This window comes from Nocardia sp. IFM 10818, from assembly GCF_054655275.1.
The window spans coordinates 1,033,770-1,056,268 of record NZ_BAAHJH010000001.1; the positions used below are offsets into that span (position 1 = coordinate 1,033,770).

The 22,499-nt window shown below is 66.8% G+C and carries 33 protein-coding genes; 23 read left to right on the plus strand and 10 right to left on the minus strand.

What is annotated here, in order from left to right; genetic code table 11:
• Complete coding sequence (locus tag ACYQ5L_RS04645; RefSeq protein WP_459955750.1) at positions 1–1,224, minus strand: lycopene cyclase family protein; 1,224 nt, start codon at positions 1,222–1,224, stop codon at positions 1–3.
• Between the two features lie 119 nt (positions 1,225–1,343).
• Here ACYQ5L_RS04645 and ACYQ5L_RS04650 point away from each other — a divergent pair, with 119 nt between their 5' ends.
• Genes ACYQ5L_RS04650 through ACYQ5L_RS04670 form a run of 5 tightly spaced genes read left to right on the plus strand, consistent with a single transcriptional unit; the run spans position 1,344 to position 4,785 of the window.
• Positions 1,344–1,685, plus strand: a complete 342-nt coding sequence (locus ACYQ5L_RS04650) for a hypothetical protein (RefSeq protein ID WP_459955752.1) — start codon at positions 1,344–1,346, stop codon at positions 1,683–1,685.
• A gap of 4 nt (positions 1,686–1,689) precedes the next feature.
• Positions 1,690–2,031, plus strand: a complete 342-nt coding sequence (locus ACYQ5L_RS04655) for a hypothetical protein (RefSeq protein WP_459955754.1) — start codon at positions 1,690–1,692, stop codon at positions 2,029–2,031.
• Positions 2,028–3,878: an alpha/beta hydrolase gene (locus ACYQ5L_RS04660; RefSeq protein WP_459955756.1), complete on the plus strand. Its 1,851-nt coding sequence runs from the start codon at positions 2,028–2,030 to the stop codon at positions 3,876–3,878. The genes ACYQ5L_RS04655 and ACYQ5L_RS04660 overlap by 4 nt, the downstream gene beginning before the upstream one ends.
• Complete coding sequence (locus tag ACYQ5L_RS04665) at positions 3,875–4,420, plus strand: hypothetical protein (protein ID WP_459955757.1); 546 nt, start codon at positions 3,875–3,877, stop codon at positions 4,418–4,420. The genes ACYQ5L_RS04660 and ACYQ5L_RS04665 overlap by 4 nt, the downstream gene beginning before the upstream one ends.
• A complete protein-coding gene (locus ACYQ5L_RS04670) occupies positions 4,417–4,785 on the plus strand; it encodes a hypothetical protein (protein WP_459955759.1) in 369 nt (122 codons plus the stop codon). Before ACYQ5L_RS04665 ends, ACYQ5L_RS04670 begins: the two co-directional genes overlap by 4 nt.
• Positions 4,786–4,853: 68 nt before the next feature.
• Here ACYQ5L_RS04670 and ACYQ5L_RS04675 read toward each other — a convergent pair whose 3' ends face one another.
• The 3 genes from ACYQ5L_RS04675 to ACYQ5L_RS04685 are packed head-to-tail and all read right to left on the minus strand — an operon-like array spanning position 4,854 to position 5,890.
• Positions 4,854–5,330, minus strand: coding sequence for a hotdog fold domain-containing protein (locus ACYQ5L_RS04675; RefSeq protein WP_459955762.1), 477 nt, complete (start codon positions 5,328–5,330; stop codon positions 4,854–4,856).
• 42 nt (positions 5,331–5,372) lie between these two features.
• Entirely contained in the window at positions 5,373–5,681 is a 309-nt protein-coding gene (locus tag ACYQ5L_RS04680; RefSeq protein WP_459955764.1) for a type II toxin-antitoxin system PemK/MazF family toxin, read from the minus strand.
• A complete protein-coding gene (locus ACYQ5L_RS04685) occupies positions 5,678–5,890 on the minus strand; it encodes a hypothetical protein (RefSeq protein ID WP_379192957.1) in 213 nt (70 codons plus the stop codon). The genes ACYQ5L_RS04680 and ACYQ5L_RS04685 overlap by 4 nt, the downstream gene beginning before the upstream one ends.
• A gap of 515 nt (positions 5,891–6,405) precedes the next feature.
• Here ACYQ5L_RS04685 and rpsJ point away from each other — a divergent pair.
• The 11 genes from rpsJ to rpsQ are packed head-to-tail and all read left to right on the plus strand — an operon-like array spanning position 6,406 to position 11,672.
• Positions 6,406–6,711 carry a 30S ribosomal protein S10 gene (gene rpsJ, locus ACYQ5L_RS04690; RefSeq protein WP_003938093.1) on the plus strand — a complete coding sequence of 102 codons (306 nt, stop codon included), beginning with the start codon at positions 6,406–6,408 and terminating at the stop codon, positions 6,709–6,711.
• Positions 6,712–6,725: 14 nt separating this feature from the next.
• Positions 6,726–7,391: a 50S ribosomal protein L3 gene (gene rplC / locus ACYQ5L_RS04695; protein WP_459955767.1), complete on the plus strand. Its 666-nt coding sequence runs from the start codon at positions 6,726–6,728 to the stop codon at positions 7,389–7,391.
• A complete protein-coding gene (gene rplD / locus ACYQ5L_RS04700) occupies positions 7,388–8,068 on the plus strand; it encodes a 50S ribosomal protein L4 (protein WP_459955768.1) in 681 nt (226 codons plus the stop codon). Before rplC ends, rplD begins: the two co-directional genes overlap by 4 nt.
• Positions 8,065–8,370 carry a 50S ribosomal protein L23 gene (gene rplW / locus ACYQ5L_RS04705; RefSeq protein ID WP_379192959.1) on the plus strand — a complete coding sequence of 102 codons (306 nt, stop codon included), beginning with the start codon at positions 8,065–8,067 and terminating at the stop codon, positions 8,368–8,370. The genes rplD and rplW overlap by 4 nt, the downstream gene beginning before the upstream one ends.
• Before the next feature lie 33 nt (positions 8,371–8,403).
• Entirely contained in the window at positions 8,404–9,234 is an 831-nt protein-coding gene (gene rplB / locus ACYQ5L_RS04710; RefSeq protein ID WP_379192960.1) for a 50S ribosomal protein L2, read from the plus strand.
• 14 nt (positions 9,235–9,248) lie between these two features.
• Positions 9,249–9,530, plus strand: coding sequence for a 30S ribosomal protein S19 (rpsS, locus tag ACYQ5L_RS04715; protein ID WP_019931198.1), 282 nt, complete (start codon positions 9,249–9,251; stop codon positions 9,528–9,530).
• Positions 9,527–9,919, plus strand: coding sequence for a 50S ribosomal protein L22 (rplV, locus tag ACYQ5L_RS04720; RefSeq protein ID WP_379192961.1), 393 nt, complete (start codon positions 9,527–9,529; stop codon positions 9,917–9,919). The genes rpsS and rplV overlap by 4 nt, the downstream gene beginning before the upstream one ends.
• Positions 9,920–10,720 (plus strand): 30S ribosomal protein S3, encoded by an 801-nt coding sequence (rpsC, locus tag ACYQ5L_RS04725; protein ID WP_459955771.1) that lies wholly within the window; start codon positions 9,920–9,922, stop codon positions 10,718–10,720.
• A gap of 3 nt (positions 10,721–10,723) precedes the next feature.
• Positions 10,724–11,140: a 50S ribosomal protein L16 gene (rplP, locus tag ACYQ5L_RS04730; RefSeq protein ID WP_067543726.1), complete on the plus strand. Its 417-nt coding sequence runs from the start codon at positions 10,724–10,726 to the stop codon at positions 11,138–11,140.
• Positions 11,140–11,379, plus strand: coding sequence for a 50S ribosomal protein L29 (gene rpmC / locus ACYQ5L_RS04735; RefSeq protein ID WP_379192963.1), 240 nt, complete (start codon positions 11,140–11,142; stop codon positions 11,377–11,379). Before rplP ends, rpmC begins: the two co-directional genes overlap by 1 nt.
• Positions 11,376–11,672 carry a 30S ribosomal protein S17 gene (rpsQ, locus tag ACYQ5L_RS04740; RefSeq protein ID WP_379192964.1) on the plus strand — a complete coding sequence of 99 codons (297 nt, stop codon included), beginning with the start codon at positions 11,376–11,378 and terminating at the stop codon, positions 11,670–11,672. The genes rpmC and rpsQ overlap by 4 nt, the downstream gene beginning before the upstream one ends.
• 165 nt (positions 11,673–11,837) lie before the next feature.
• Here rpsQ and ACYQ5L_RS04745 read toward each other — a convergent pair whose 3' ends face one another.
• Together ACYQ5L_RS04745 and ACYQ5L_RS04750 are read right to left on the minus strand one after the other, a co-directional pair.
• The gene (locus tag ACYQ5L_RS04745) at positions 11,838–12,263 is read right to left on the minus strand and encodes a pyridoxamine 5'-phosphate oxidase family protein (RefSeq protein WP_459955772.1); all 426 of its coding nucleotides are present in this window, start codon (positions 12,261–12,263) and stop codon (positions 11,838–11,840) included.
• Positions 12,264–12,281: 18 nt separating this feature from the next.
• The gene (locus ACYQ5L_RS04750; protein ID WP_459955774.1) at positions 12,282–12,692 is read right to left on the minus strand and encodes a DUF5997 family protein; all 411 of its coding nucleotides are present in this window, start codon (positions 12,690–12,692) and stop codon (positions 12,282–12,284) included.
• Positions 12,693–12,753: 61 nt separating this feature from the next.
• Between ACYQ5L_RS04750 and ACYQ5L_RS04755 the strand changes: the two genes are divergently transcribed.
• From ACYQ5L_RS04755 to ACYQ5L_RS04775, 5 genes are all read left to right on the plus strand, one after another.
• Positions 12,754–13,698: a LysR family transcriptional regulator gene (locus ACYQ5L_RS04755; RefSeq protein ID WP_459955775.1), complete on the plus strand. Its 945-nt coding sequence runs from the start codon at positions 12,754–12,756 to the stop codon at positions 13,696–13,698.
• 235 nt (positions 13,699–13,933) lie between these two features.
• Positions 13,934–14,458: an EXLDI protein gene (locus tag ACYQ5L_RS04760; protein WP_459955777.1), complete on the plus strand. Its 525-nt coding sequence runs from the start codon at positions 13,934–13,936 to the stop codon at positions 14,456–14,458.
• Between the two features lie 36 nt (positions 14,459–14,494).
• Positions 14,495–16,669, plus strand: a complete 2,175-nt coding sequence (locus ACYQ5L_RS04765) for an MMPL family transporter (RefSeq protein WP_459955779.1) — start codon at positions 14,495–14,497, stop codon at positions 16,667–16,669.
• A gap of 185 nt (positions 16,670–16,854) precedes the next feature.
• A complete protein-coding gene (locus tag ACYQ5L_RS04770) occupies positions 16,855–17,850 on the plus strand; it encodes a sulfotransferase domain-containing protein (RefSeq protein WP_459955780.1) in 996 nt (331 codons plus the stop codon).
• Between the two features lie 105 nt (positions 17,851–17,955).
• The gene (locus ACYQ5L_RS04775; RefSeq protein WP_459955781.1) at positions 17,956–18,366 is read left to right on the plus strand and encodes a hypothetical protein; all 411 of its coding nucleotides are present in this window, start codon (positions 17,956–17,958) and stop codon (positions 18,364–18,366) included.
• Between the two features lie 126 nt (positions 18,367–18,492).
• On the opposite strand, the gene ACYQ5L_RS04780 is transcribed toward ACYQ5L_RS04775, so the two are convergent.
• The 3 genes from ACYQ5L_RS04780 to ACYQ5L_RS04790 form a co-directional block, all read right to left on the minus strand.
• Positions 18,493–19,236, minus strand: coding sequence for a CPBP family intramembrane glutamic endopeptidase (locus ACYQ5L_RS04780; RefSeq protein ID WP_459963324.1), 744 nt, complete (start codon positions 19,234–19,236; stop codon positions 18,493–18,495).
• 219 nt (positions 19,237–19,455) lie between these two features.
• Entirely contained in the window at positions 19,456–20,391 is a 936-nt protein-coding gene (locus ACYQ5L_RS04785; protein WP_459955782.1) for an RluA family pseudouridine synthase, read from the minus strand.
• Between the two features lie 9 nt (positions 20,392–20,400).
• Positions 20,401–20,982, minus strand: coding sequence for a CGNR zinc finger domain-containing protein (locus tag ACYQ5L_RS04790; RefSeq protein ID WP_459955784.1), 582 nt, complete (start codon positions 20,980–20,982; stop codon positions 20,401–20,403).
• Positions 20,983–21,067: 85 nt separating this feature from the next.
• On the opposite strand from ACYQ5L_RS04790, the gene ACYQ5L_RS04795 reads away from it, so the two are divergent.
• Both ACYQ5L_RS04795 and ACYQ5L_RS04800 read left to right on the plus strand, forming a co-directional pair.
• Positions 21,068–21,562: a carboxymuconolactone decarboxylase family protein gene (locus ACYQ5L_RS04795; RefSeq protein WP_459955786.1), complete on the plus strand. Its 495-nt coding sequence runs from the start codon at positions 21,068–21,070 to the stop codon at positions 21,560–21,562.
• On the plus strand, positions 21,559–22,065 hold the full coding sequence (locus ACYQ5L_RS04800; RefSeq protein WP_459955789.1) for an HPP family protein: 507 nt from the start codon (positions 21,559–21,561) through the stop codon (positions 22,063–22,065). Before ACYQ5L_RS04795 ends, ACYQ5L_RS04800 begins: the two co-directional genes overlap by 4 nt.
• Here ACYQ5L_RS04800 and ACYQ5L_RS04805 read toward each other — a convergent pair.
• Entirely contained in the window at positions 22,037–22,486 is a 450-nt protein-coding gene (locus tag ACYQ5L_RS04805) for a TIGR03667 family PPOX class F420-dependent oxidoreductase (RefSeq protein WP_459955790.1), read from the minus strand. The genes ACYQ5L_RS04800 and ACYQ5L_RS04805 overlap by 29 nt on opposite strands.
• Positions 22,487–22,499 lie beyond the last annotated feature (13 nt).

Consider the following 22,499-nt stretch of genomic DNA (forward strand, 5'->3'; position numbering starts at 1 on the left):
TCAAGAGGTGGGGGAGTCCTCGTGATCGGGAACCTCCCACCGGCTGCCCGGCTCCGGCCGCCCGAAATCCCAGTCCACCCAGCGATTCCGGTTGGTCCACCCGACCAGGTCGTACCGCCAGCGGAACGGCCAGGTCGTCGCCACCGTCATGAACAGCGCCGATCCCAGCGCCGTGTAATCGTCGTGCGCCGACAGCAGCGCCCGCTGCTGCCGCGGCGGGCGCGTGAAGAACGCGTCGAACATGGCGATCGACTGATCGGTCGTGAGCCGCCCCAGCCCGTACACGCCGCGCATCCGCATCCAGTACACCAGCCGGGCCTGCCAGGGCCACATGGCCTCGATCGGATCCGTGCCCCGCTGCAATGCGCCGAGCGCGGTATCGACCAGTGAAAGCGAGTCCGCCACACAGTATCCGGTGATCGGATGCATCATCCCGCCCCGCGAGCCGAACGGAATCACCTGCCCGAGTCCGGCTTTCGGCGGCCGATCGTCGAGCGGATAGTGCGCCGCCTCGGTCGGCTCATCGCCTTTCAGTCGAATCCCGTGCGCCGCAAGCCGATTCAAGGTGCGCCTGCGTAGCTCGTGCTGCGGCATCCCACCCCGCAGTCCCAGGCTGGTCTCCTCGAAAATCACGGTTCCATCGCCCAGCGGCACCGCGTACAGGAACGACGGCGGCTCATCCGGCCCCGCCCCGTTCTCCGCCCGCCAATCCAGCATGAGCCCCTCACCCGGCGTCACCATGGGCGCGGCAATATCCTCATCCACGAAGATCCCGTGCGCACTGGCACTGCGGCGCTTCCCCGGCGACCCCTGCCCGCGGGTATCGAACACCGCCCCCGCCCGCACCTCGGTCCCGTCGGCCAACTCCACCCGATGCGCCTCGACGGTCCGCGCCCGCCCCGCGATCACCGTGGCATCATCCAATGGCAACGCATCCCGCAGCCCCTGCTTGGACAGCACGCAATACGGCCGCGGAATCCGATGCTCCGACTTGGTCCACACCGCCGGCCGCTCGATCCGGCTGGCAATCGCACTCTGCGGCAACCACTCCGGCAGCTCATCCACCCAGCACGAATAGGTCGGCCCCCACAACCGCTCCGGCCGCGGATCCACCGCCACCACCGTCAACCCCGCCCGCATCGCCCGATGCGCCAGCGCCCGCCCGGTGGGGCCGAGCCCCACCACGCACACGTCGGCCTCGCTGCCAACCTCCCGGCCACTCATGCCTCGCATTCAACCGTCCCTATTGGCTCCCCGCCAGCCCCCACCCCGTCTCACCAGCCCCGATTCATGCGGCCCTGCTATCGTGCAAACTTCGAGCTACTACCCGATCCGGGGGTCCGATGAGGAACGACAGCGATCCACTGGAACACCGCTCCGCCCAACTCACCGAAGCGCTGACCACGGCCCGCTCCCGCGCCCGCTCCCGCAGCGGACTGCTGTGGGTGGACGCCTGTGCCGACGGCGACCTGACCATCCATGTCGACAACCACGCGCTGTCCCTCGGCGGCGACGAACTCAGCCGCCAGCTCACCGCTCTCGCAGCCCAGGCCCTCGCCGCCGCCCGAGACCGGGCCCGCACCGCCCTGGCCGAATTCCGCGCCGACCCCCATATCGCCGAGGCCGTCCGGCAGACCCGCGACGCCATGAACCGCCCCCTGCCCCAGCGCCTACCCGGCCGGTGATCCCATGAGCAGCCGACTAGCCGACTCCCTGAGCATCGACCAGGCCGACGCCCTCTCCCTGGCCACCACCGCCCGCACCCACGGCAAAGACCTCGCGACCGCCACCCCCGGCGGCCACCCCATCGGCCACGCCGCCCCCGCCGTCGCATCCGGCTTCACCGGCTTCCGACTCGGCAGCGTCTGCGCCTCCCGCTCCCGCGACACCGCCGACGCCTTCGGGGCCGTGGGCCGAGCGCTCGAGAAAATCGGCAACAACACGGTGCTCTGCGTCGACGCCTTCCACCACACCGACCACGCCGTGCGGCTGAACATCCTGTCGGCCACCACCCACCTCCCGGTGCCATGACCGCCGCCCCCGCCACCAAATCCCAGGCCTACGCCATCACCCCCGAGTCCCTCGCCCCCCAAGCAGCCGAGTGGACCACCCTCCGCGACACCCTCCAACTCGCCCTCGACCAATCCACCCGCGACTACGAAGCCTCCACCGCCTACTGGATAGGCGCAGCCGGCGACCGCGCCCGCACCGCCACCACCGAAACCGTCACCACCGCCCGCAAAGCAGTGGACGCCCTGACCGCCGCCGCCACCGCCGCCACCACCGGCCAATCCACAATCACCACCGCCAAACAGGTGACAACCGCCGCCATCGACCTAACCGAACAACAAAAATTCAAAGTCGCCGAAGACGGCACCGTAACCGCCCCCGACGCCCGCCTCTCCCTCCCCGCCGATGCCACCGCCGACGACATCACCAAAGCCCAAGCCGCCCTCGACTACCGAGCCAAACACTTCTACGAACCCCCCATCAAGGCAGCCCTAGCCGGCTTGGGCCAGATCATCGAAGACACCGCCACCGCCATCGACACCGCCTTCCAATCCATCGGCGACGTCAAAACCCTCCCGGCCGATCTCCCCGTGAAACTCGGCGAACGCAGCCGCCAAGTCCAGGACATCATCGACGGCAAAGCACAGCTCCCCGCCGATCCGAAGGAGTTCCACGACTACTGGTCAACCCTCTCCGACGAGGACAAGAACGCCCTCTGGCTCCACGACCAATACCTCGGCAACCGAGACGGCATGCCCGCCGTAGACCGCGACCACTACAACCGCCTGAAGCTCGACGACGAACTGACGCAAGCAGCCGCCGCCACCGGCACGGTTGCGCAGATTCGGTCAGAGCATCCGGAGTGGACGAAGTATCTGGGTACGAGCAAGGAAGCCGACTCCTGGCTGGCGACCAGACCGGGCTTCGGCGAGTGGAAAGCACGCCTGGATGCCGCGGAGTCTCGCGTCGGTACGCAGGCGGATCTGAACAAGATCAAGGAAGTAATCAGCGACCCGAAACATCCCGGGCGACTGCTGTTGCACTTGGACAGTGTGACGGGGGAGCGGGTGCACACGGTGATCGCGGATGGCAACCCCGACAACGCGAGTCATGTCACGACATACGTCCCCGGCACGGGATCCGAGCCGTCGAAGATGGGGGCGGATATGGGGCGCTTGGACGCCATGAGCCGCCAAGCGCGGTGGGCCGGTGCGGAGAATCCGGTATCGATTGCGTGGTTCGGCTATGACGCGCCGCAGTCCGTCGCGTACGACGCGACACAGCGGGATTTCGCCGACGCCGCGGCTCCCGCTTTGGACAGGTTTCAGGAAGGACTGCGGATCACGCACGAGGGAGTACCTTCTCGGAATACGGTTCTCGGCCATAGCTACGGGACCACCGTCGTCGGCGATGCAGCCTCGCACGGGAGAACACTGAATGCGGATGCGGTCGTGCTGGTCGCCAGTCCCGGAACCACCGTCGATCACGCCGTGGATCTCAGTTTGACCGGTGTTCCGGATGGTCAGGAGTATCAGCACGTATTTGCGACGAAGGCGGAGAACGACCCGGTCCCGTTGTATCCGCATATCGCCGGACTGGGCTACTCCGACGACTACGGTCCCGATCCGACCAAGGCGGAATTCGGGGCTCAGGTCTTCACATCCGATCCGGGAACCGCCAGTCCTGTACTGCCGGTGGCCGAGTCGATCGTCTCGCAGGTGATACCGCTGCCCGCCAGATTGCTGATCCCCGACGCGACCCCCTACAGCTTCGACGCCCATAGCGAGTACTGGGAGACGGACTCCAGATCGCTGAAGAACATGGGTTACATCATCACTGGAACTCTGACAGAGGTGGAGTACGAATGATCGGTGCGCGATTGGCTGTCCTCGGCGCTGTCGTATTGATCGCGGCGGGGTGCACCTCGAACAAAGGAGCCAAGGTGGACGAATCGTTGACCGGCCGCCAGGCGCAGCAGCGGATCTACGAGCTCATGACCGAAACCCTGCGAGCGCTTCCACCCGGCGCTGTGTTGTCCAAAACGCCGGACAGCCCGCTACTGGGCAAGGACACCAACCTGTACCCGATCGCGGTGCCCTGCTGGAGCGGAAACACGCAGTCGGAAGGCCCGCATTATCTGAGCATCGGCTACTGGATCACCGGTCTCCCGCAGGACGCCACGGGCGAATACTTCAACAAGATCTCGAAGATCTGGCAGGACCGAGGCTGGCAGGAAACGGACTCGAGCCGCCTGGTGTTCGTCACGAAAACCGAAGACGGCTACGGCCTCCACCTTCAGAACGCCGACAAAGGCGACGGATCCCTGAGCCTCACCGGAACCTCGCCGTGCATCTCTGATTCGGCGCTGGAACCCCTCGACCCGGACCCAACCGAGATCAAGGCACTGTGAGCAACTGGTCGGACTGGGATTCGCTTCCCCCGGTGTCGAACTCCAATTTTGTTGCGCGGGAATCGAAGCGGGACTGGTGGGTGCCCGCCGCAGTCTCAACGGCGTTGATGGTGGTGGTCTTCCTCGCGGCCTTCGTGATGTGGGTGTGGCTCTCCGCCGCGGTGGATATGTGCCCAGGCGACGGGCCGTGTCCGAAGTCAGCGGCGAGTGTCGACACCGGGGGCGATCTGCTGTTCGCGGCCCTGCTTGTGACGGTCCTTCAGTGGACCGTGGCCTACGTCTCGCCGCGGTGGCTCCGAATAATTCTGGCGCTGGCACCGATTGGGCTGGGGGTCGTCGCGCTTGTGGTCCTGCTGACTGCGTAGGCCCTCGCATAGTTTGGGCGGTGGCGAGTCTGCCGAGGACGCGGCAGACCTGCCTCTTCGTTCGGCCGCTACTTCGGCGTCACCCAGGTGGTGATGTCGGCGTGGACTACTTCCAGGCCGGACTTGTCGTAGATGGAGACGGGGACGATCAGGTCCTGGCCTTCGGTGATCTTGTCGAAGTCGGGGACCTCGGGGAGCTTTGCCACTGCGCGGAGGCCGGAGTTGGCTTTGGCCAGGTACTGGACGTTCATGGCTTTGGGGATCCAGCGATGGGTTTGGGGGACGGTGGCCTCCGAGAGCATGCCCATGGCTACTTCGGCGAGGTTGCAGGCGGCGATGGCGTGGAAGGTGCTGAGGTGGTTGTGGATGCCGAACCACTTGGGGGCGGTTACTTCGCACAGGCCGGGTTCGAGGCGGACGACGGTGGGGAGGACGGTGCCGAAGTAGGGCACGCGGGCCACCATGCCCAGGGAGAAAAGGGTGTGGCCGAGGCGGTTGTCGGGGAGCTTCTTCCAGCCGCGGTAGGTGGCGGTCTCGTTCGTCATGATGCCGATCTTACTCGGAAGTAAGTTCGGCACCAGGCGTGACTACGGGAGGCTCAACAGTCGGCGTAGTGCTCGATCGATGCTGTCCATGGTGTTCGCGTCCGCGGTAAACAGCAGCTCTCGCAGGTTTTCCGGGTTGATGCGGGAGATGTTCAGGCATTTGGCATAGAGGCCGTTTCCGACGGCGACGCTTAGTGAAAGGGCGACGTTCTCGCTGATCGGCATTACGTCGGTCACGTCGATGCAGACGCACGCGCCCTCGGCGTTGACGGGATCCGCGCTGACGATGAGAACGTTTCGGATGCGTCCGAGTGCCTGGTGCGCGCGCACCTCGCCGCGAGAATGGCTCAAGATCGGAATTCCTCCATCTCTGCGTCGCGGTCCTCATGGGAAATGAACGCGGCAGGTGCTTTGCGTTCGGCGGCCAGTTCCATACGGACGGCGGCGCGGAGCAGGGCCTCTTCGCACACCTTCGCCACCCACGCGGAAACGTTGCCGTTCGCCTCTGCCTTGATCGCTTCGGTTAGGTCGTCGGGCAGTCGAACCGTCATCTTTGCCATACTTCGGAGCCTACTCGCGGTCCGACACGTAGTCCGAGTGATTGATGGGGACTCACCGGCGTGACGCGCCCGGGCGGGTCACTCGGTCGCACCCGATGTGAGCAGGGCCATTGGGGGATCGGGTGGGGGAGGGGGCGATTTGAACTCGGGTTGCGCCTCGAGGCATACTATTCGGGTTGCCCGCACCAGGTTGCGTCGTTTCCGTTGGAAACGTGCAGGTCGCGGGTGAGTATGACCCAATTTTGCACCCCGCTGATTGCGGCGTGGGTGCGTCCGGGACAATGTTCCGAGGCCATAGAGGATTCGCTCCGGGGCCGAGGAATGAGCGGCGAGGCGACACGCCCGACCGCGTGGACCGGATGAACCATGACAGATGAACAGCGGCGATGGATCGGGCCCAAGGGCCGGTCGTGTGGTGGCTGATGCGTCTTCGTGTGTTCGGGCTGTGCAAATGAGGGTGTCTTGGAAGCGAGAGCTTCTGGGGCACAACGCAAGCGGAGAAAAGGACACTCAGCGTGGCGGGACAGAAGATCCGCATCAGGCTCAAGGCCTACGACCATGAGGCGATCGACGCGTCTGCGCGCAAGATCGTCGAGACGGTGACCCGCACCGGCGCACGTGTCGTCGGTCCGGTGCCGTTGCCGACCGAAAAGAACGTGTACTGCGTCATCCGTTCGCCGCACAAGTACAAGGACTCGCGCGAACACTTCGAGATGCGTACGCACAAGCGGCTGATCGACATCCTCGACCCGACGCCGAAGACGGTCGACGCGCTCATGCGCATCGACCTGCCGGCCAGCGTCGACGTCAACATTCAGTGACGGGGACTTCGAATATGACTGACAACAAGACTCGTCCGGCCGCGGGCATCCTGGGCACCAAGCTCGGCATGACCCAGGTCTTCGACGAAAAGAACCGCGTCGTTCCGGTGACCGTCGTCAAGGCCGGCCCGAACGTCGTTACGCAGATCCGCACCGTTGAGCGCGACGGCTACTCCGCCGTCCAGGTCGCCTTCGGCGCCATCGACCCGCGCAAGGTGAACAAGCCGGTCTCCGGCCAGTTCGCCAAGGCCGGCGTCACCCCGCGTCGCCACATCGCGGAGCTCCGCGTCGCCGACGCCTCGGCCTTCGAGGTCGGCCAGGAGATCAACGCGGATGTCTTCGAAGAGGGCACCTACGTCGACGTCACCGGCACCTCCAAGGGCAAGGGCTTCGCGGGCACCATGAAGCGCCACGGCTTCCGTGGCCAGGGCGCCTCGCACGGTGCGCAGGCCGTGCACCGTCGTCCGGGTTCCATCGGCGGTTGCTCCACCCCGGGTCGCGTGTTCAAGGGCATGCGCATGTCGGGCCGTATGGGCAACGACCGCGTCACCACGCAGAACCTCTCGGTCCACAAGGTGGACGCCGAGAACGGCCTGCTGCTGATCAAGGGCGCGATCCCGGGTCGCACCGGCGGCATCGTGATCGTCAAGAGTGCAGTGAAGGGTGGTGCCCGGGCGTGAGCGCTGTGAGCACTGAGAAGAAGACCAACCTGACGCTTCCGGTGAAGGCTGCCGGCGGCAAGACCGAAGGCACCGTCGAGCTCCCCGCGGAGATCTTCGACGTGACCGCCAACATCGCGCTGATGCACCAGGTCGTCGTGGCCCAGCAGGCCGCGGCTCGCCAGGGCACGCACGCCACCAAGACCCGGGGCATGGTCTCCGGCGGTGGCAAGAAGCCGTACCGCCAGAAGGGCACCGGTCGCGCCCGCCAGGGTTCGACCCGTGCGCCGCAGTTCGCCGGCGGTGGCACCGTGCACGGCCCGCAGCCGCGCGACTACACCCAGCGCCTGCCCAAGAAGATGAAGGTCGCCGCCCTGCGTGGCGCCCTGTCGGACCGGGCCCGCAACGAGCGCATCCACGTCATCACGGAACTGGTGTCGGGTCAGACCCCGTCCACCAAGACCGCCAAGTCCTTCCTCGCCGAGCTGTCGGAGCGGAAGAACATCCTGGTCGTGGTCGGCCGTGAAGATGTGACCGCGTGGAAGAGCGTGGCGAACCTGCAGGGCGTGCACCCGATCGCCCCCGACCAGCTGAACACCTACGACGTCCTGAAGTCGGACGAGATCGTGTTCTCGGTCGAGGCGCTCAACGCCTTCGTGCACGGCCCCGCCGAAGCTGCACAGGAGGAGAGCAAGTGACCACCATCGCCGACCCCCGCGACATCCTGCTCGCGCCGGTGATCTCCGAGAAGTCCTACGGACTGATCGAAGAAGGCACCTACACCTTCATCGTGCACCCGGACTCGAACAAGACGCAGATCAAGATCGCCGTCGAGAAGGTTTTCGGCGTCAAGGTGACCAGCGTCAATACCGCCAACCGTCAGGGCAAGCGCAAGCGGACCCGCTTCGGTTACGGCCAGCGCAAGAGCACCAAGCGCGCGCTCGTGACCATCTCGGCCGACAGCAAGCCCATCGAGATCTTCGGAGGCCCGGTCGCGTAAGCGGCGGGGACTTCAGAAAGTAGAGAAGAACTCATGGCAATCCGTAAGTACAAGCCGACGACCCCGGGTCGCCGCGGTGCTTCGGTCTCGGACTTCGCCGAGATCACCCGCTCGACCCCCGAGAAGTCGCTGCTGCGTCCGCTCACCAAGACCGGTGGCCGTAACGCTCAGGGCCGCATCACCACTCGTCACAAGGGTGGCGGCCACAAGCGTGCCTACCGTCTGATCGACTTCCGTCGACTGGACAAGGACGGCATCCCGGCCAAGGTCGCGCACATCGAGTACGACCCCAACCGGACCGCGAACATCGCCCTGCTGCACTACGCGGACGGCGAGAAGCGCTACATCATCGCGCCCAAGGGCATCGCCCAGGGCACGAAGATCGAGTCCGGCCCGGCCGCCGACATCAAGCCCGGCAACAACCTGCCGCTGCGCTCGATCCCGACCGGTACCACCATTCACGCGGTGGAGCTGCGTCCGGGTGGCGGCGCCAAGATGGCCCGTGCCGCCGGCATGAGCATCCAGCTGCTGGGTAAGGAAGGCGCCTACGCCGTCCTGCGTATGCCCTCCGGCGAGATCCGCCGCGTCGATGTGCGCTGCCGCGCCACCATCGGCGAGGTCGGCAATGCCGAGCAGTCGAACATCAACTGGGGCAAGGCCGGCCGTATGCGCTGGAAGGGCGTCCGCCCGACCGTGCGTGGTGTGGTCATGAACCCGGTCGACCACCCGCATGGTGGTGGTGAGGGCAAGACCTCCGGTGGTCGCCACCCGGTCTCGCCGTGGGGCCAGCCGGAAGGCCGGACCCGCAAGCCCAACCGTCCGAGCGACAAGCTCATCGTCCGCCGCCGCGGCAAGAAGCGTTAAGGAGGAGGTTAGACATGCCACGTAGCCTGAAGAAGGGCCCGTTCGTCGACGAACACCTCCTCAAGAAGGTGGACGTTCAGAACGAGAAGGGCACGAAGCAGGTCATCAAGACCTGGTCGCGTCGTTCCACCATCATCCCGGACTTCATCGGCCACACGTTCTCGGTCCACGACGGCCGCAAGCACGTGCCGGTGTTCGTCTCCGAGAACATGGTTGGACACAAGCTGGGTGAGTTCGCTCCCACCCGCACGTTCAAGAGCCACGTCAAGGAAGATCGGAAGAGCAAGCGGCGATGACTGACATTCAGAATCCGACCGCGCGCGCGACCGCCAAGCACGTTCGCGTGACGCCGATGAAGGCTCGTCGCGTTGTGGACATGGTTCGCGGCAAGCGGGTCGAGGACGCGCTGAACATCCTGCGGTTCGCCCCGCAGGCCGCCAGCGAGCCGGTGGCCAAGGTCGTCGCTTCGGCCGCGGCCAACGCCGAGAACAACCTGGGCCTGAACCCGGCCACGCTGGTCATCTCGACCGCGTTCGTCGACGAGGGCGCGACCATGAAGCGTTTCCAGCCGCGTGCCCAGGGCCGCGCGTTCCGGATCCGCAAGCGCACCAGCCACATCACCATCGAGGTCGAGAGCGTGCCCACTGCCGGTGCCACTCGTAACCGGAAGGGAGGGGCAAAGTAAATGGGACAGAAGATCAATCCCCATGGCTTCCGCCTCGGCATCACCACCGACTGGAAGTCGCGTTGGTACGCGGACAAGCAGTACGCGGACTACGTGAAGGAAGACGTCGCCATCCGCAAGCTCCTCGCCAATGGCATGGAGCGGGCCGGCATCTCGAAGGTCGAGATCGAGCGCACCCGTGACCGCGTGCGTGTGGACATCCACACCGCGCGTCCGGGCATCGTGATCGGCCGTCGCGGCGCCGAGGCCGACCGCATTCGCGCCGAGCTGGAGAAGCTCACCAAGAAGCAGGTTCAGCTGAACATCCTCGAGGTCAAGAACCCCGAGTCGGATGCGCAGCTGGTTGCCCAGGGTGTGGCCGAGCAGCTGTCGAACCGTGTGGCGTTCCGTCGCGCGATGCGCAAGGCCATTCAGTCGGCCATGCGTTCGCCGAACGTCAAGGGCATCCGTGTGCAGTGCTCCGGCCGTCTCGGCGGCGCGGAAATGTCGCGCTCGGAGTTCTACCGCGAGGGTCGCGTGCCGCTGCACACGCTGCGCGCCGACATCGACTACGGCCTGTACGAGGCGAAGACCACCTTCGGCCGCATCGGCGTGAAGGTCTGGATCTACAAGGGCGACATCGTCGGCGGCAAGCGTGAGGTCACCGCGACCGCCGCTCCGTCCGGTGAGCGCCGTGAGCGTCGTGAGCGCCCGAGCCGTCCGCGTCGCAGCGGCGCCCAGGGCACCACGGCGACCAGCACTGAGGCCGGCCGCGCCGCCACCGCTGTGGCGGAGGCTCCGGCAGAGAATCAGGAGGGCTGACCAATGCTGATGCCCCGCAAGGTCAAGCACCGCAAGCAGCATCACCCGGGTCGCTCCGGCATGGCCAAGGGCGGCACCGCGGTTGCGTTCGGCGAGTACGGCATCCAGGCTCTGGAGCCGGCTTACGTGACCAACCGTCAGATCGAGTCGGCGCGTATCGCGATGACCCGCCACATCAAGCGTGGCGGCAAGGTCTGGATCAACATCTACCCGGACCGCCCGCTCACCAAGAAGCCGGCCGAAACCCGAATGGGTTCCGGTAAGGGTTCGCCCGAGTGGTGGGTCGCGAACGTGAAGCCCGGCCGGGTCATGTTCGAGCTTTCTTACCCGAACGAGGAGACCGCTCGTGAGGCCCTGCGCCGCGCGATGCACAAGCTCCCGATGAAGTGCCGGATCGTGACGCGAGAGGAGCAGTTCTGATGGCTACCGGAACTCCGGCTGCAGAGCTGCGCGAGCTTTCTGAGGAAGAGCTCGTCGCCAAGCTGCGCGAATCCAAGGAAGAGCTGTTCAACCTGCGCTTCCAGATGGCGACCGGTCAGTTGCAGAACAACCGTCGCCTGCGTGTGGTCCGCCACGAGATCGCGCGCATCTACACGGTCATGCGGGAGCGCGAGCTCGGCCTGGCCACCGGTCCTGAAGGCAAGGGAGACGCCGCATGAGCGACGTAAAGGGCCCGGCCAAGACGCCGGCCAAGCAGGAGGAACGCGGCTCGCGCAAGGTGCGCATCGGCTACGTCGTCTCCGACAAGATGAACAAGACCATCGTGGTCGAGCTGGAAGATCGCGTGAAGCACCGCCTTTACGGCAAGATCATCCGCACCACCTCGAAGGTCAAGGCCCACGACGAGAACGAGATCGCCAATGTCGGCGACCGCGTGCAGCTGATGGAGACCCGTCCGCTGTCCGCCACCAAGCGGTGGCGTCTGGTCGAGGTCCTGGAGCGGGCCAAGTAAGTCCCTCCACGACTCTCCAGTCGTAAACGCAAGGCCCGCTTCCCATTCGGGAAGCGGGCCTTGTCGTGTTTGTGGGGTGGGTGGGCGAGCCCCTTCGGGAAGTGGGCCCTGCTGCTCACGGGAATGGGCCGCTACTCCCGGTTCGGGTAGCGGCAGCAGCACGGCTCAACTGATGCTGCCGAGGTCGGCGGAGAGCCAGTGTTCGGGGCGCATGTAGACGGCCGCCATCTCGCCGTAGGACTCGGCTTCCTTCATGTAGACCTCTACCGCCGGGGGAGGCAGGTAGCGGGCGGCCATGGCCCGGTGCATCTCGTCGGTGGCTTCGGTGATGCGGGTGATGGGGCCTTCCGCCGTGACATAGCGGACGGTGGGTTCGAGGACCTGCGCCATCATGCTGAAGCGGCCGGCGGCCTTCAGACAGCGCATCTTCTTCGATTCCGGGCCGGTGACGATCCAGAGCTCGCCGCCGGGGGTGTAGTCGTACCAGATGGGGACGTTCAGGGGTGCGCGGTCCGGGCCGTCGTTGACGGCCAGGGCGCCGATGAGGGGTCGGGCGAGGAATTCCTGTCGTTCTTGCAACGTCAGTGCCATGACCCCACGGTACTGACGTCAGTAGTTCTTTCGGGGCCGGTTGGTGGCGGCGCGGCGCTCGGCTTCCTTGGTCTTGACGCGCTCGGCCTCCTTGCGCACCTCGACCAGGTTCTCGCGCTCCTTGATCAGCCACTCCGGCGGATCGGCCAGGTAGGCGTCGATCTGCTCGGCGGTGAGGGCGTCGGGAATGCCGTTGCGGGACAGGGCGGAATTGGTGACGCCCAGCTTGTGGGCGGTGACGTCGCGGGGGAAGGGGCCGGTGCGGCGCAGGTCCTGCAACCACTGCGGGGGATTGGTGCGGAGCTCTTCCAGTTGCGCGCGGGTCACCGGTGAGCTGCGGAAGTCCTCCGGGGTTGCCGGGAGGTAGATGCCTAGCTTGCTGGCCGCGGTCAGCGGCTTCATGGTCTGGTGGTTCTTGTCCGGGCTCACCGGGTAAGGGTATCGGGCGTGGTGGGAGGCGCCGCGCAGGCGGTGCAATAACCTGGATGGAATGAGCCGGTTGGAGTCGATCGAGGTTACCCGTCTGCGCTGGTTTGTGGCGGTTGCGGAGGAATTGCACTTCGCGCGGGCCGCACGCGGGCTGGGGATTTCGCGGCAGCGGCTGAGCCGGACGGTCATCGAGTTGGAGGAAGAGCTCGGCGCCAAGCTGTTCGTGCCGGGGGCCGGCCCGACCCAGCTCACCGAGGACGGGCAGCAGGTCCTGGACGAGGCGCGGGCGATCATCGCCGATGCTCCGGCGGCTCCGGTCGAGGAGGCGGAGGGACAGCAGCGGTTGCGGGTCGGCTTCGTGCCCGGCGTGACCGTCACCAAATGGGAGCGGATCTGGGGCGACCGATTCCCGGACATCCCTTTGGAATTGATCCCGGTGCCGATGAAGGAGCAGGAACCGGCGCTGCGGGAGAGCCGCGTCGATATGTGCTTCGTGCGGCTGCCCATCGACCGCGAGGGCATGAGCGCCATCCCGCTGTATCGGGAGACGCCGGTGGTCGTAGTGCCGAAGGATCATCCGATCTCGCTGTTCGACCAGGTGAGCACGGCCGATCTCGCCGATGAGCGAATGCAGGACGCCGCCGATCTGGACGAGGCGGCGATGACCATGGAGCTGGTGGCCGCGGTCAGCGGCGCGGCGGTGGTGCCGCATTCCATTGCGCGGCTGCATCATCGCAAGGATCTGGTCTACCGGACCATGACCGACGTCCCGGAGACGGAGATTGCCCTGGCCTGGCCGGCCGCGCACACCACGGACCTGGTCGAGGAGTTCGTGGGCGTGGTGCGCGGCCGCTCCGAACGCAGCACGCGCACGCCGGTGACGCGGGCCGCGGACAAGTCCGAGCGTCCCAAGCAGCAGGCGCGCAAACAGCAGCCCGCCAAGAAGCCTGCCGGCGCGAAGAAGCAGCCGGCTCGCAAGCAGCCGGGCAAGCGCCGGGGACGCTGAGGGAGGCGTCGAAGCGGCGCTGACCTCCCGATATCCGATTCAGGGAAGGTTCGGGGTCTGCTCGGGGTTGCGCTATACGTATACGTCTACTTATAGTGTTGAGCGTGGGCGGCGCTAGGCAGCCGCCCGAGCCCTGAAAATCGCAGAAACATTGCGGCACAGAGGAATTGAGCCCATGTCGCCGTGTAGTAAACCCATGCCCATATGCGCATTCACTGATGGATCGGAGCACCCCATGGCCCTCGACATGCACAAGCCCGCCGACGACGACCCGCAGAACGTCGCACCGGACATCCAGCCCGCCGGCGATATGCACGCGATCGAATTGCGCGTCGGCCCGGGCGGCCGCCGCAGCCAGCGCTTCACCGGTCGCCTGCTGGCGGAGGCGCAGCAGGTCACCAAGGGCGGGACCGAGATCGTCCAGGTCTTCCTCAGTCGCAAGGGCAAGTACGTGGTGCACCGCCAGTACATCGACTGGAACGACTTCACCCAGCACGCCAAGAAGACCTACCAGGAGAAGAAGGAAGACCTCCTCGCCGCGCGCGGCAACTCCGGCCGGTCCGAACTCGCCATGTTCGGCGACTGGATCAAGGACATGCGCAACTGGCGTCGGTTCGTCGGCCTCGAGGACGGCTACGGCGACTTCACCCTCGAGGTCGTCGACTCCCTGCCCGAGGTGCGCGGCCTGGTCCCCGCCAAGGCGTACCGGATCGTGGCGGACGTGGTGCAGAACCCGTCCGCGCAAGACCTCGACATCTGATTCACGCGGCCGAAACCCTGAAAGGACTTCCCCCGCATGTTCTCCGGACTGGGGCGCTTCGTCGTCAAACACCCGTGGCTGGTGATCGGCGCCTGGCTGATCGCCATTGCCGCGGTGGTGGCCACCGCGCCGAAACTCACCGCCACCACCGAACAATCCGACTTCCTGCCCTCGCACTACGAATCCATCCAGGCAATGGAGTTGCAGGAGAAGGCTTTTCCCAATAGCGCCCCGCCGGCCGCGCTCATCGTCTTCGCCCGCGAGGACGGAACGCCGCTGACCGAACAGGACTCGGCCACGGTGGCGAGCGTCGCGGGCAAGCTCGGCGAGCTGAATGTCCCTGATGTCACCGGGATTCAGGTGACGCCCCCGTCGGAGAACCGTGCCGTGCAGATCATCGCGGTGGGCATGACCAAGGTGACCGCACCCGATGACACCCGCCAGCAGGATGCCGTCAAGGATCTCCGCGAGGACTTGAAGACGCAGGTGGGGGGCACCGAGCTGAAAGCCGGTATCACCGGTCAGGCGGCGCAGACCCTGGACCAGGTGGAATCGAGTGAGAAGGCGCTCGCCATCGTCGGCATCGCCACCATTCTGCTCATTCTGGTGCTGCTGCTCATCATCTTCCGCAGCCCGGTGATCGCGCTGCTGCCGATCTTCGTCATCTTCGCCATCTCCATGCCCACCAATGGCCTCATCGCCTGGGCCGCAGAGGCTTTCGACCTGAAGATCGACAGCTCCACGCAGGCGCTGCTGCTGGTCGTCATGTTCGGCGTCGGCACCGACTACATCCTGTTCCTCATGTTCCGTTTCCGCGAGCGCCTGCGCGCCGGTGACGATTCGAAGACCGCCATGGCCAGCGCCGTGGCCCGTGTCGGCGAGGCCATCACCTCGGCCGCGGCCGCGGTCATCATCGCCTTCGGTGCGTTGGTGCTGTCCACGCTGGGCCTGTTCCGGGCCATGGGCCCGTCGCTGGCCATTGCGGTGGCGGTCTGCCTGCTGGCCGGTCTGACCCTGGTGCCGGCGATCGTCTCGCTCATGGGCACCAAGGTGTTCTGGCCGTCCAAGGCCTGGCAGCAGGAGCCCAAGGGTGCGCGTTTCGCGGCCATCGGCCGGGGGATGGGCAAGCGGCCGGGCGTCTTCGCGGTGGCCTCCGGCGGTGTGCTGGTGGCGCTGGGCGTGTTCGCCTTCGGGTTCCACCCGACCTTCGACATGACCTCGGGTTCGACCTCCGACACCACCGAATCCACGGTCTACAGCAAGGAATTGCTGAAGGGCCTGCCCGCGGGCACCACCCAGCCGTCGCAGGTCTACCTGCACTCGGAAACCGGTCAGCCGCTGCAGGAAGCGGCGCTGACGGATTACGGTGTGGCGCTGGCCCGGGTGCAGGGCGTCGGCCAGGTGTCGCAGCCGCTGCTGTCGGAGGACAAGCTGACGGCCGAGTTCCAGGTGACGCTGAACTCCGCTCCGGAATCGGATGCCGCGCTGGATACCGTCCGCGGTCCGCTGCGCGATGCCGCGCACGGTTCGGTCCCGCCCGGCACCACCGCCGAAGTCGGCGGTATGACCTCGGTATTCGTCGACTTCCAGCACGCCATGAACCGGGACTACAAGGTGGTCTTCCCGGTGGCGGCGCTGCTGATCATGCTGGTGCTCGCGCTGCTGCTGCGCAGCTTCGTGGCCCCGTGGTACCTGATGCTCTCGGTGTTCCTCGGCTTCGCGGCGACGCTCGGCGCGGCGGTGCTGGTCTTCCAGAACCTGCAGGGTGATTCGGGCCTGATCTTCACGCTGCCGATCATCATGTACCTGTTCGTGGTCGCGCTCGGCACCGACTACAACATCCTCATGGTGGCCCGGCTGCGGGAAGAGGCCAAGGAGGGCAATGATCCGCACACCTCGGCATCGCTGGCCGTGCGGCACACCGGTCCGACGATCGCCGCGGCCGGTCTCATCCTGGCGGGCACCTTCGCCTCGATGATGTTGTCGGGCAACAGCGTAATGTCGCAGATGGGCTTCGCCATCTCGGTCGGCATCGCCATCGCGGCCTTCGTCATGGCGCTGTTCTTCACTCCGGCGGTGACGGCGCTGATCGGCAAGAAGGCCTGGTGGCCCGGGCACGGCGGCGACGCCGACCCGCGGCACCAGGAATGGAACGACCACTCGTGGACGCAGTCCCACTACGACGTGGAGCGTGATTCCGCACGCTGGTAGGCATGCGGCTCGTCCTCCACGTGTATCGGTCGCGGACTCTTGACTGTGGATACGGGACCGGCCGACACTCCCGAAATGCCTGGCCCGCTTTCCGTTTCGGAAAGCGGGCCAGGCTGCGTTTTATGGTGTACCGTACTTCGATCAATCCAGGGGCAGGGGATTGTATTGAAAGGCAGGGGAATCGAATGGGCCAGCAAACCGGCGAAGCGTGCTGTATCGGCGACGACCGATACACCGAGGGCGTCCGCCTTTTCGAGCAATGGCAATCACAGCGCTATCACGGCGAAGGATATCTGCGACATCCCGTGCGCAGTCTCGGCCTGGGCTGGCGATACCTGACACTGGATCACTATTTCGGCGCGGTCCCGCCGATCCGGCTCTGGCTGCGCTCCCGTTCCGGCGGGCAGCGCACCCTACCGGACTTCACCTGCGTCGGCGCGCTGAAGAGCGGAACCACCGACCTGGCCGCGTATCTCATGCGGCACCCGAGCATCCTCGCTCCGCTCACGAAGGAGATCGGCCACGGTTTCCCGGCGCTGTGGGGCCCGTATTTCCCGACCGAGCGGGAGAAGGCGGCGGTGGCGGCGCGGACCGGGCACGCCCTGGTGGGCCATTTCGATCCGCTACTGCACGATATTCCGCTCATCGATAATTTCCATTCGGTAAGGCCGGAAGCGAAAGTCGTTCTCATGCTGCGCGATCCGGTGGAACGCGCGTATTCGCACTACAAATGGGATCTATTCCTGAGTGGCCGAAACGGTTTGCGCACCCTGCCCTACGGCCGGACCTTCGCCGAGTACGTCTCGCTGGCCCTCGGGTCCTTTCCGGCCCCGCCGCCGCCGACCACGCTGCCGTCCATGCCGATGCTGGGGACCGGCGTCTACCTGCCGTCGGTGCGCCGCTGGCTGGACACCTACGGCCGCGAGCGGGTGTTCCTCGTGACGGCGGAGGAGTTCTTCGCCGATATTCCGAAGACGGTGTGCCGCATTCACGAGTTCCTCGGGCTGCCGCAGGTCGTGCCGCAGATCCGCACCGTGCTCAATCGGAATCCGCTCGACTTCCCGCCGCTGGATGCCGAGACCGCGGCGCGACTACGCGAGTTCTACCGGCCGTGGAACGAGCGGCTGTTCGACCTGCTCGAGCGCGATCTGGGCTGGAACGACCCCCCGGAGCTGATCTGACCGAAACATGTTTCAGTTTTTTCGCGAAACTCCCGCGCGCCGATCGCGCCGCTGGATACAGTTCGCCGACCGCACGTGATGCGGCCGGTACCAAGGAGTTTCGACATGACCATGCCCATGAACAAGCGCATCGCCAAACGGGTCGGCCTCACCGCCACTGCCGTGGCCGCGATGGCCTGTTCGGCGGCGCTCACCGCGCCCTACGCCTCGGCGGTGCCCACCGGACTGGAGGTGAATGCCCGCAATATCTACGCGGCCTGCACCTACGAGATCACCGCCACCTTCGACCACTGGTTCGAGGCCTGGTTCTACGACAACGGTTTGGTCATCTCCGGCAGCCCGATCAAGCCGACCAATGGCAAGGCCACCATCCAGTGGACGCCCAAGAAGGCGGGCACCCACACCCTCGCGGTATTGCAGGGCTCCGCCTGGGAATTGAAGGTGAACGTCCTGCAACCCACGCTCACCGGCAGCGCCACCTGCGGCGCGGGCCCACTGGGCTTCCTCGGTTCGTGAGAGCGACCGAGATCGGGCTCGTGAGCGAGCGCTAGAGACCCGGTTCGGCGGGACCTGTCCCGTCCGAACCGATCCGGGCCGGCTGGCCGACCATCCTCTGTTCCGTGGTCAGCCGGCCCACCCCACTCAATTCATGGTGACGTGCCAGACCAGCGCGGCGGCCAGGGCGCCCGCGCCATTGACCGCCCAGTGCAGGGCGATGGGCGCGAGCAGACTGCCGCTGCGGCGGCGCAGCCAGGTGAACACGGCGCCCGCCGCCGCGGTCGCCGCCACCGCGAGCGCGATGCCGATGACCTGCCCGGCGAGGCCGCCGCCCAGGAATCCGGTCAATCCCTTGTTACCGCTGGTGAGACCCAGCGACGAGGCGATGTGCCAGAGGCCGAAGAGCATTGATCCGGCCGCGAATACGCCGCGCGCCCCGACCACGCGATCGAGCGTCCCGTGCAGCACGCCCCGGAAGGCGAGCTCCTCGGGAATGGCGGTCTGCAGCGGGATGACGATCATGGACGCGATGAGCGCACCGGAGATGGTGGCATAGCGATCGGCCAGGAAGAACGGGCGGGTGATCGGCAGCGCCGCGCCGATGGCCACCGCGGCCAGCACCACGCCGACGGCCGCGAGCGCCCACAGCGATCCGCGCCGCCAATGCCGCGGGGACAGTCCGAGTTCCGCCCAGCCGAGCCCGCGCCGGCGCACCATGGCGACCAGCACCACGGCCGCGATGGGCACCGTGACGATGTTCGCCCACGCGGTGGTGAAGTGCGCGATGAGATTGGTGCACGTCAGCACGATGACGACAACGGCCACATCGATATACGCGTGCACGCGGTGCCGAGTGGGCGCGGATGCTGCGGGAAGGGCGGATTCCATCGGGACCGCCGGGGCTTCGTCGACCGGGACCGCCGGGGCGTCGCCGAGTGCTACGACCGCGCCGTTATCGTTTCGAGACATCGCGGCCAGTGTACGTTCACTTCCTGAGAACGATCTGCGGTTGCGGTAACCCAACTCCCGGGACTCTCAGGGGCTCCGCCCCCGAACCCCCCGAGACCACAAGCTCTCGGGACCTTCAGGGTTCCGCTCCCGGGCCGGCTAAAAGGCTGCCGCCCAGCCCTCCGGATCATCCCAAGCCTGCAGGCTGCGGGTGGTTTCGAAGCGGCGTGGCTCACGTGAGACCGGATCCGTGAATTCCAGCGCCGAGGCCAGCAATTGCAGCGGGCGGGTGAAGTCGTCGACCGGTTTGTCGGTGAGCTCCGGATAGAAGTCGTCGCCGAGGATCGGGATGCCGAGGCCGTTCATGTGCAGCCGCAGCTGATGGGTGCGGCCGGTCCTGGGCCGCAGCCGGTAGCGGCCCAGGCCGTCGCGATGTTCCAGCAGGTCGATGCGGGTCTCGGCATTGGGTTCGCCGGGCGTCTCGTAGGCGCGCAGCACCTGCCGTTCCTTGATGATGCGGCTGATCACCGTGCGCGGCAGCTCCAGCTCGGGATCGAAGCGTGCGATCGCCTCGTACTCCTTGTGCACCACTCGCTTGTGGAACATGGTCTGGTACGCCCCGCGCCGGGCCGGGTTGACGACGAACAGCACGAGCCCGGCGGTGACCCGGTCCAGCCGGTGCGCGGGAATCAGATCCGGGAGCTCGAGCTCGCGGCGCAGCCGCACCAGCGCGGTCTGCAGAATGTGCTGCCCGCGCGGGATGGTGGACAGGAAGTGCGGTTTGTCGATGACGAGAATGTCGTCATCGCGGTGCACGATGCCGATCTCGAACGGCACCTCGGTCTCCTCGGGCAGATCGCGGTGGAACCACACCGCCCCGCCCGGCACATACGCGGCATCCGGGGCGATGGGCCCGTCGAGGTCGACGATCCCGCCCTCGCGCAGCAGTTCGTCGATGCGCGCCGGATCCACCCGCGGCAGCCGCTCGACCAGGTGATCGCGAATGGTCTCCCATTCGCCGTCCTCGGGTAGCCGCAAGCGCGCCGGGTCCAACCCGTGCCGCTTGGCCAGCGGCGGCTGCTGCCTGCGTCTCACGGGACGACCCTACTCGGCGCGATGCTGGTGGTAGTGCCGGGCGGCGCGGGCCCGATTGCCGCAGGCCACCGAACACCACTCCTGGCGGGGATGACCCTTGAGGAAATACAGCACGCACCGGGGGGCCGGGCACACCCGGACCTGGGGGAGCGTCGGCCCGGTGCAGAACTCGATGGCGGCATCGGCCAGGACGGCCTTGACCGTGTGCAGCTCGTCCGTGGTCAGCAGGCGGGTGCGCAGGCTCGGCCCGGCGGAGTCCCAGCGCAATTCGCGCACCAGGGGCGCGGCGGCGGCATTGAGGGCGTCGAGGGCCTCGGTGAACGGCGGCAGCGCACTCGCGTCGGCCCCGCTGGGCGGTTCCGGCGCAACGGCTTTCGCGAAGAGCGCGCGCACGTGCTGGCGCAGCTCGACCAGGGCGACCCGGTCCTGCTCGGTGGGGACGAAGGTCGCGGGATCCAGGAATTCGCCGAGCTCGGGAGCATTGGCGGTCAGCCAGTCGCGGACCGATTCGGTGGTGGCGAAGGCGTCGGTCAGCCCGCTGCCGGTGGCGCGGATGGTGTTGGCCAGGCGGAGGGCGGTCGGGTCGGCCATGCCCTCACTATAACGGGTATTGCGCCGAAATTCCGTGATGTTCTAACGTGAATGAGCCTGATGTTCCGTTAGAAAGTTGAGAGAGATGATCACTCCGGTCGAGAACGCTCCGCTGCTGGACGAGGTGCGCAAGCGTTTGGGGCGAGTGCCGAACATGCCCAAGGTGATGGCGAACGCGCCCGCGGTGCTGGAGGGCTATCTCGCGCTGTCGGGTGCGCTGAAGCAGGGCACGCTGCCCGGCCCGACCTCCGAGCGCATTGCCCTGGCCGTCGGCGCCGCCAATGAGTGCGGGTACTGCGTCCAGGCGCACACCTATCTCGGCAAGCGGATGGCCGGGCTCGAGGACGCCGAGGTGGACGCGGCGAAGCGCGGCACCTCCGCGGATCCGAAACAGGCGGCCGCGGTCGCCTTCGCCCGGGAGTTGACCGAGAGCCGCGGCAAGGCGGATCCGGCCGCGGCGCTGGCGGCCGGCTGGACCGAGGAGCAGATTCTGGAGATCATCGCGCTGGTCGCGCTGCAGACCTTGACGAACTACGTCAACAAGGTCGCCGAAACCGAAAACGATTGGCCCGCCGCGTGATAGCGGCCGCGCCGGATCGCCGTACCGCGGTCCGGCGCAGCCTGGAACCGGCGCTGACCGCCGTCGTCCTGCTCGCGCCGCTGGCGCTCGCACAGGGCATCGCCGGCGATCCGTACTTCGCGCCGCCCTTGGCCGCCTCGGCGGCGGTGCTCGCCGCGACGCCGGGTCCGCCCGCCGCCAAACCAGTGACAGTGCTTGCGGGGCATGCGGTTTCGGTGACCGCGGGGCTGGTCGCCGCGCTGCTCACCGGGCCCGGGGCGCTCGCGGCGCTGCTCGGGGTGGGTGTGGCCACCGCGGCCATGGCGGGCCTGGGCCGCCTGCACGCCCCGGCCGTGGCCTCGGCCGGTCTGGTCGGCGCGGCCGGTTCTCCGGTGGGCGCGGCCGCGCTGCTCGCGGGCGCGATCGCACTGGTCGTACTCGATCTCGCCCGCACGGGAATTCGTTCCCGCGTCACCGCACGCGGGGAAGCGGAGATCAGAAGCCGCGCAGGCGATCGGGTGTGATGCGGACCGGGACCGAGTAGGTGGCGTAGAACTTCTCCGGCGTCATGTTCAGCGCCGCCAGCCCGGGCGTGTACTTCTCGGTGTAGGCGGCGATTTCGTCCGCGCTGGGCGGCTGGTCGTCGATGCGGGCGGTGCCGGTGAGGATGACGACGTCATTGCCGCCCGCGGTATTGAGGTTCAGCGAGACGCGCGGATTGCGCGCGATATTCCGGAGTTTGGCCTGATTGGGAATGCTGAAGAGCAGGAATTCACCGTCCTCCCAGAGGAACCAGACCGGATTCGGCTGCGGTGTCCCAGTGGAACCGGTGGTGGTGAGCCAGATGATGCCGTCGGTCCGCAGGCGGTCGGCGGCCTTGGCTCCGAGTTCGGTGGTGGGATCGACTACGGGCGCATCGGAAGGGCGAGCGTCGGTGGATGTCATGCATCCGGTCAAC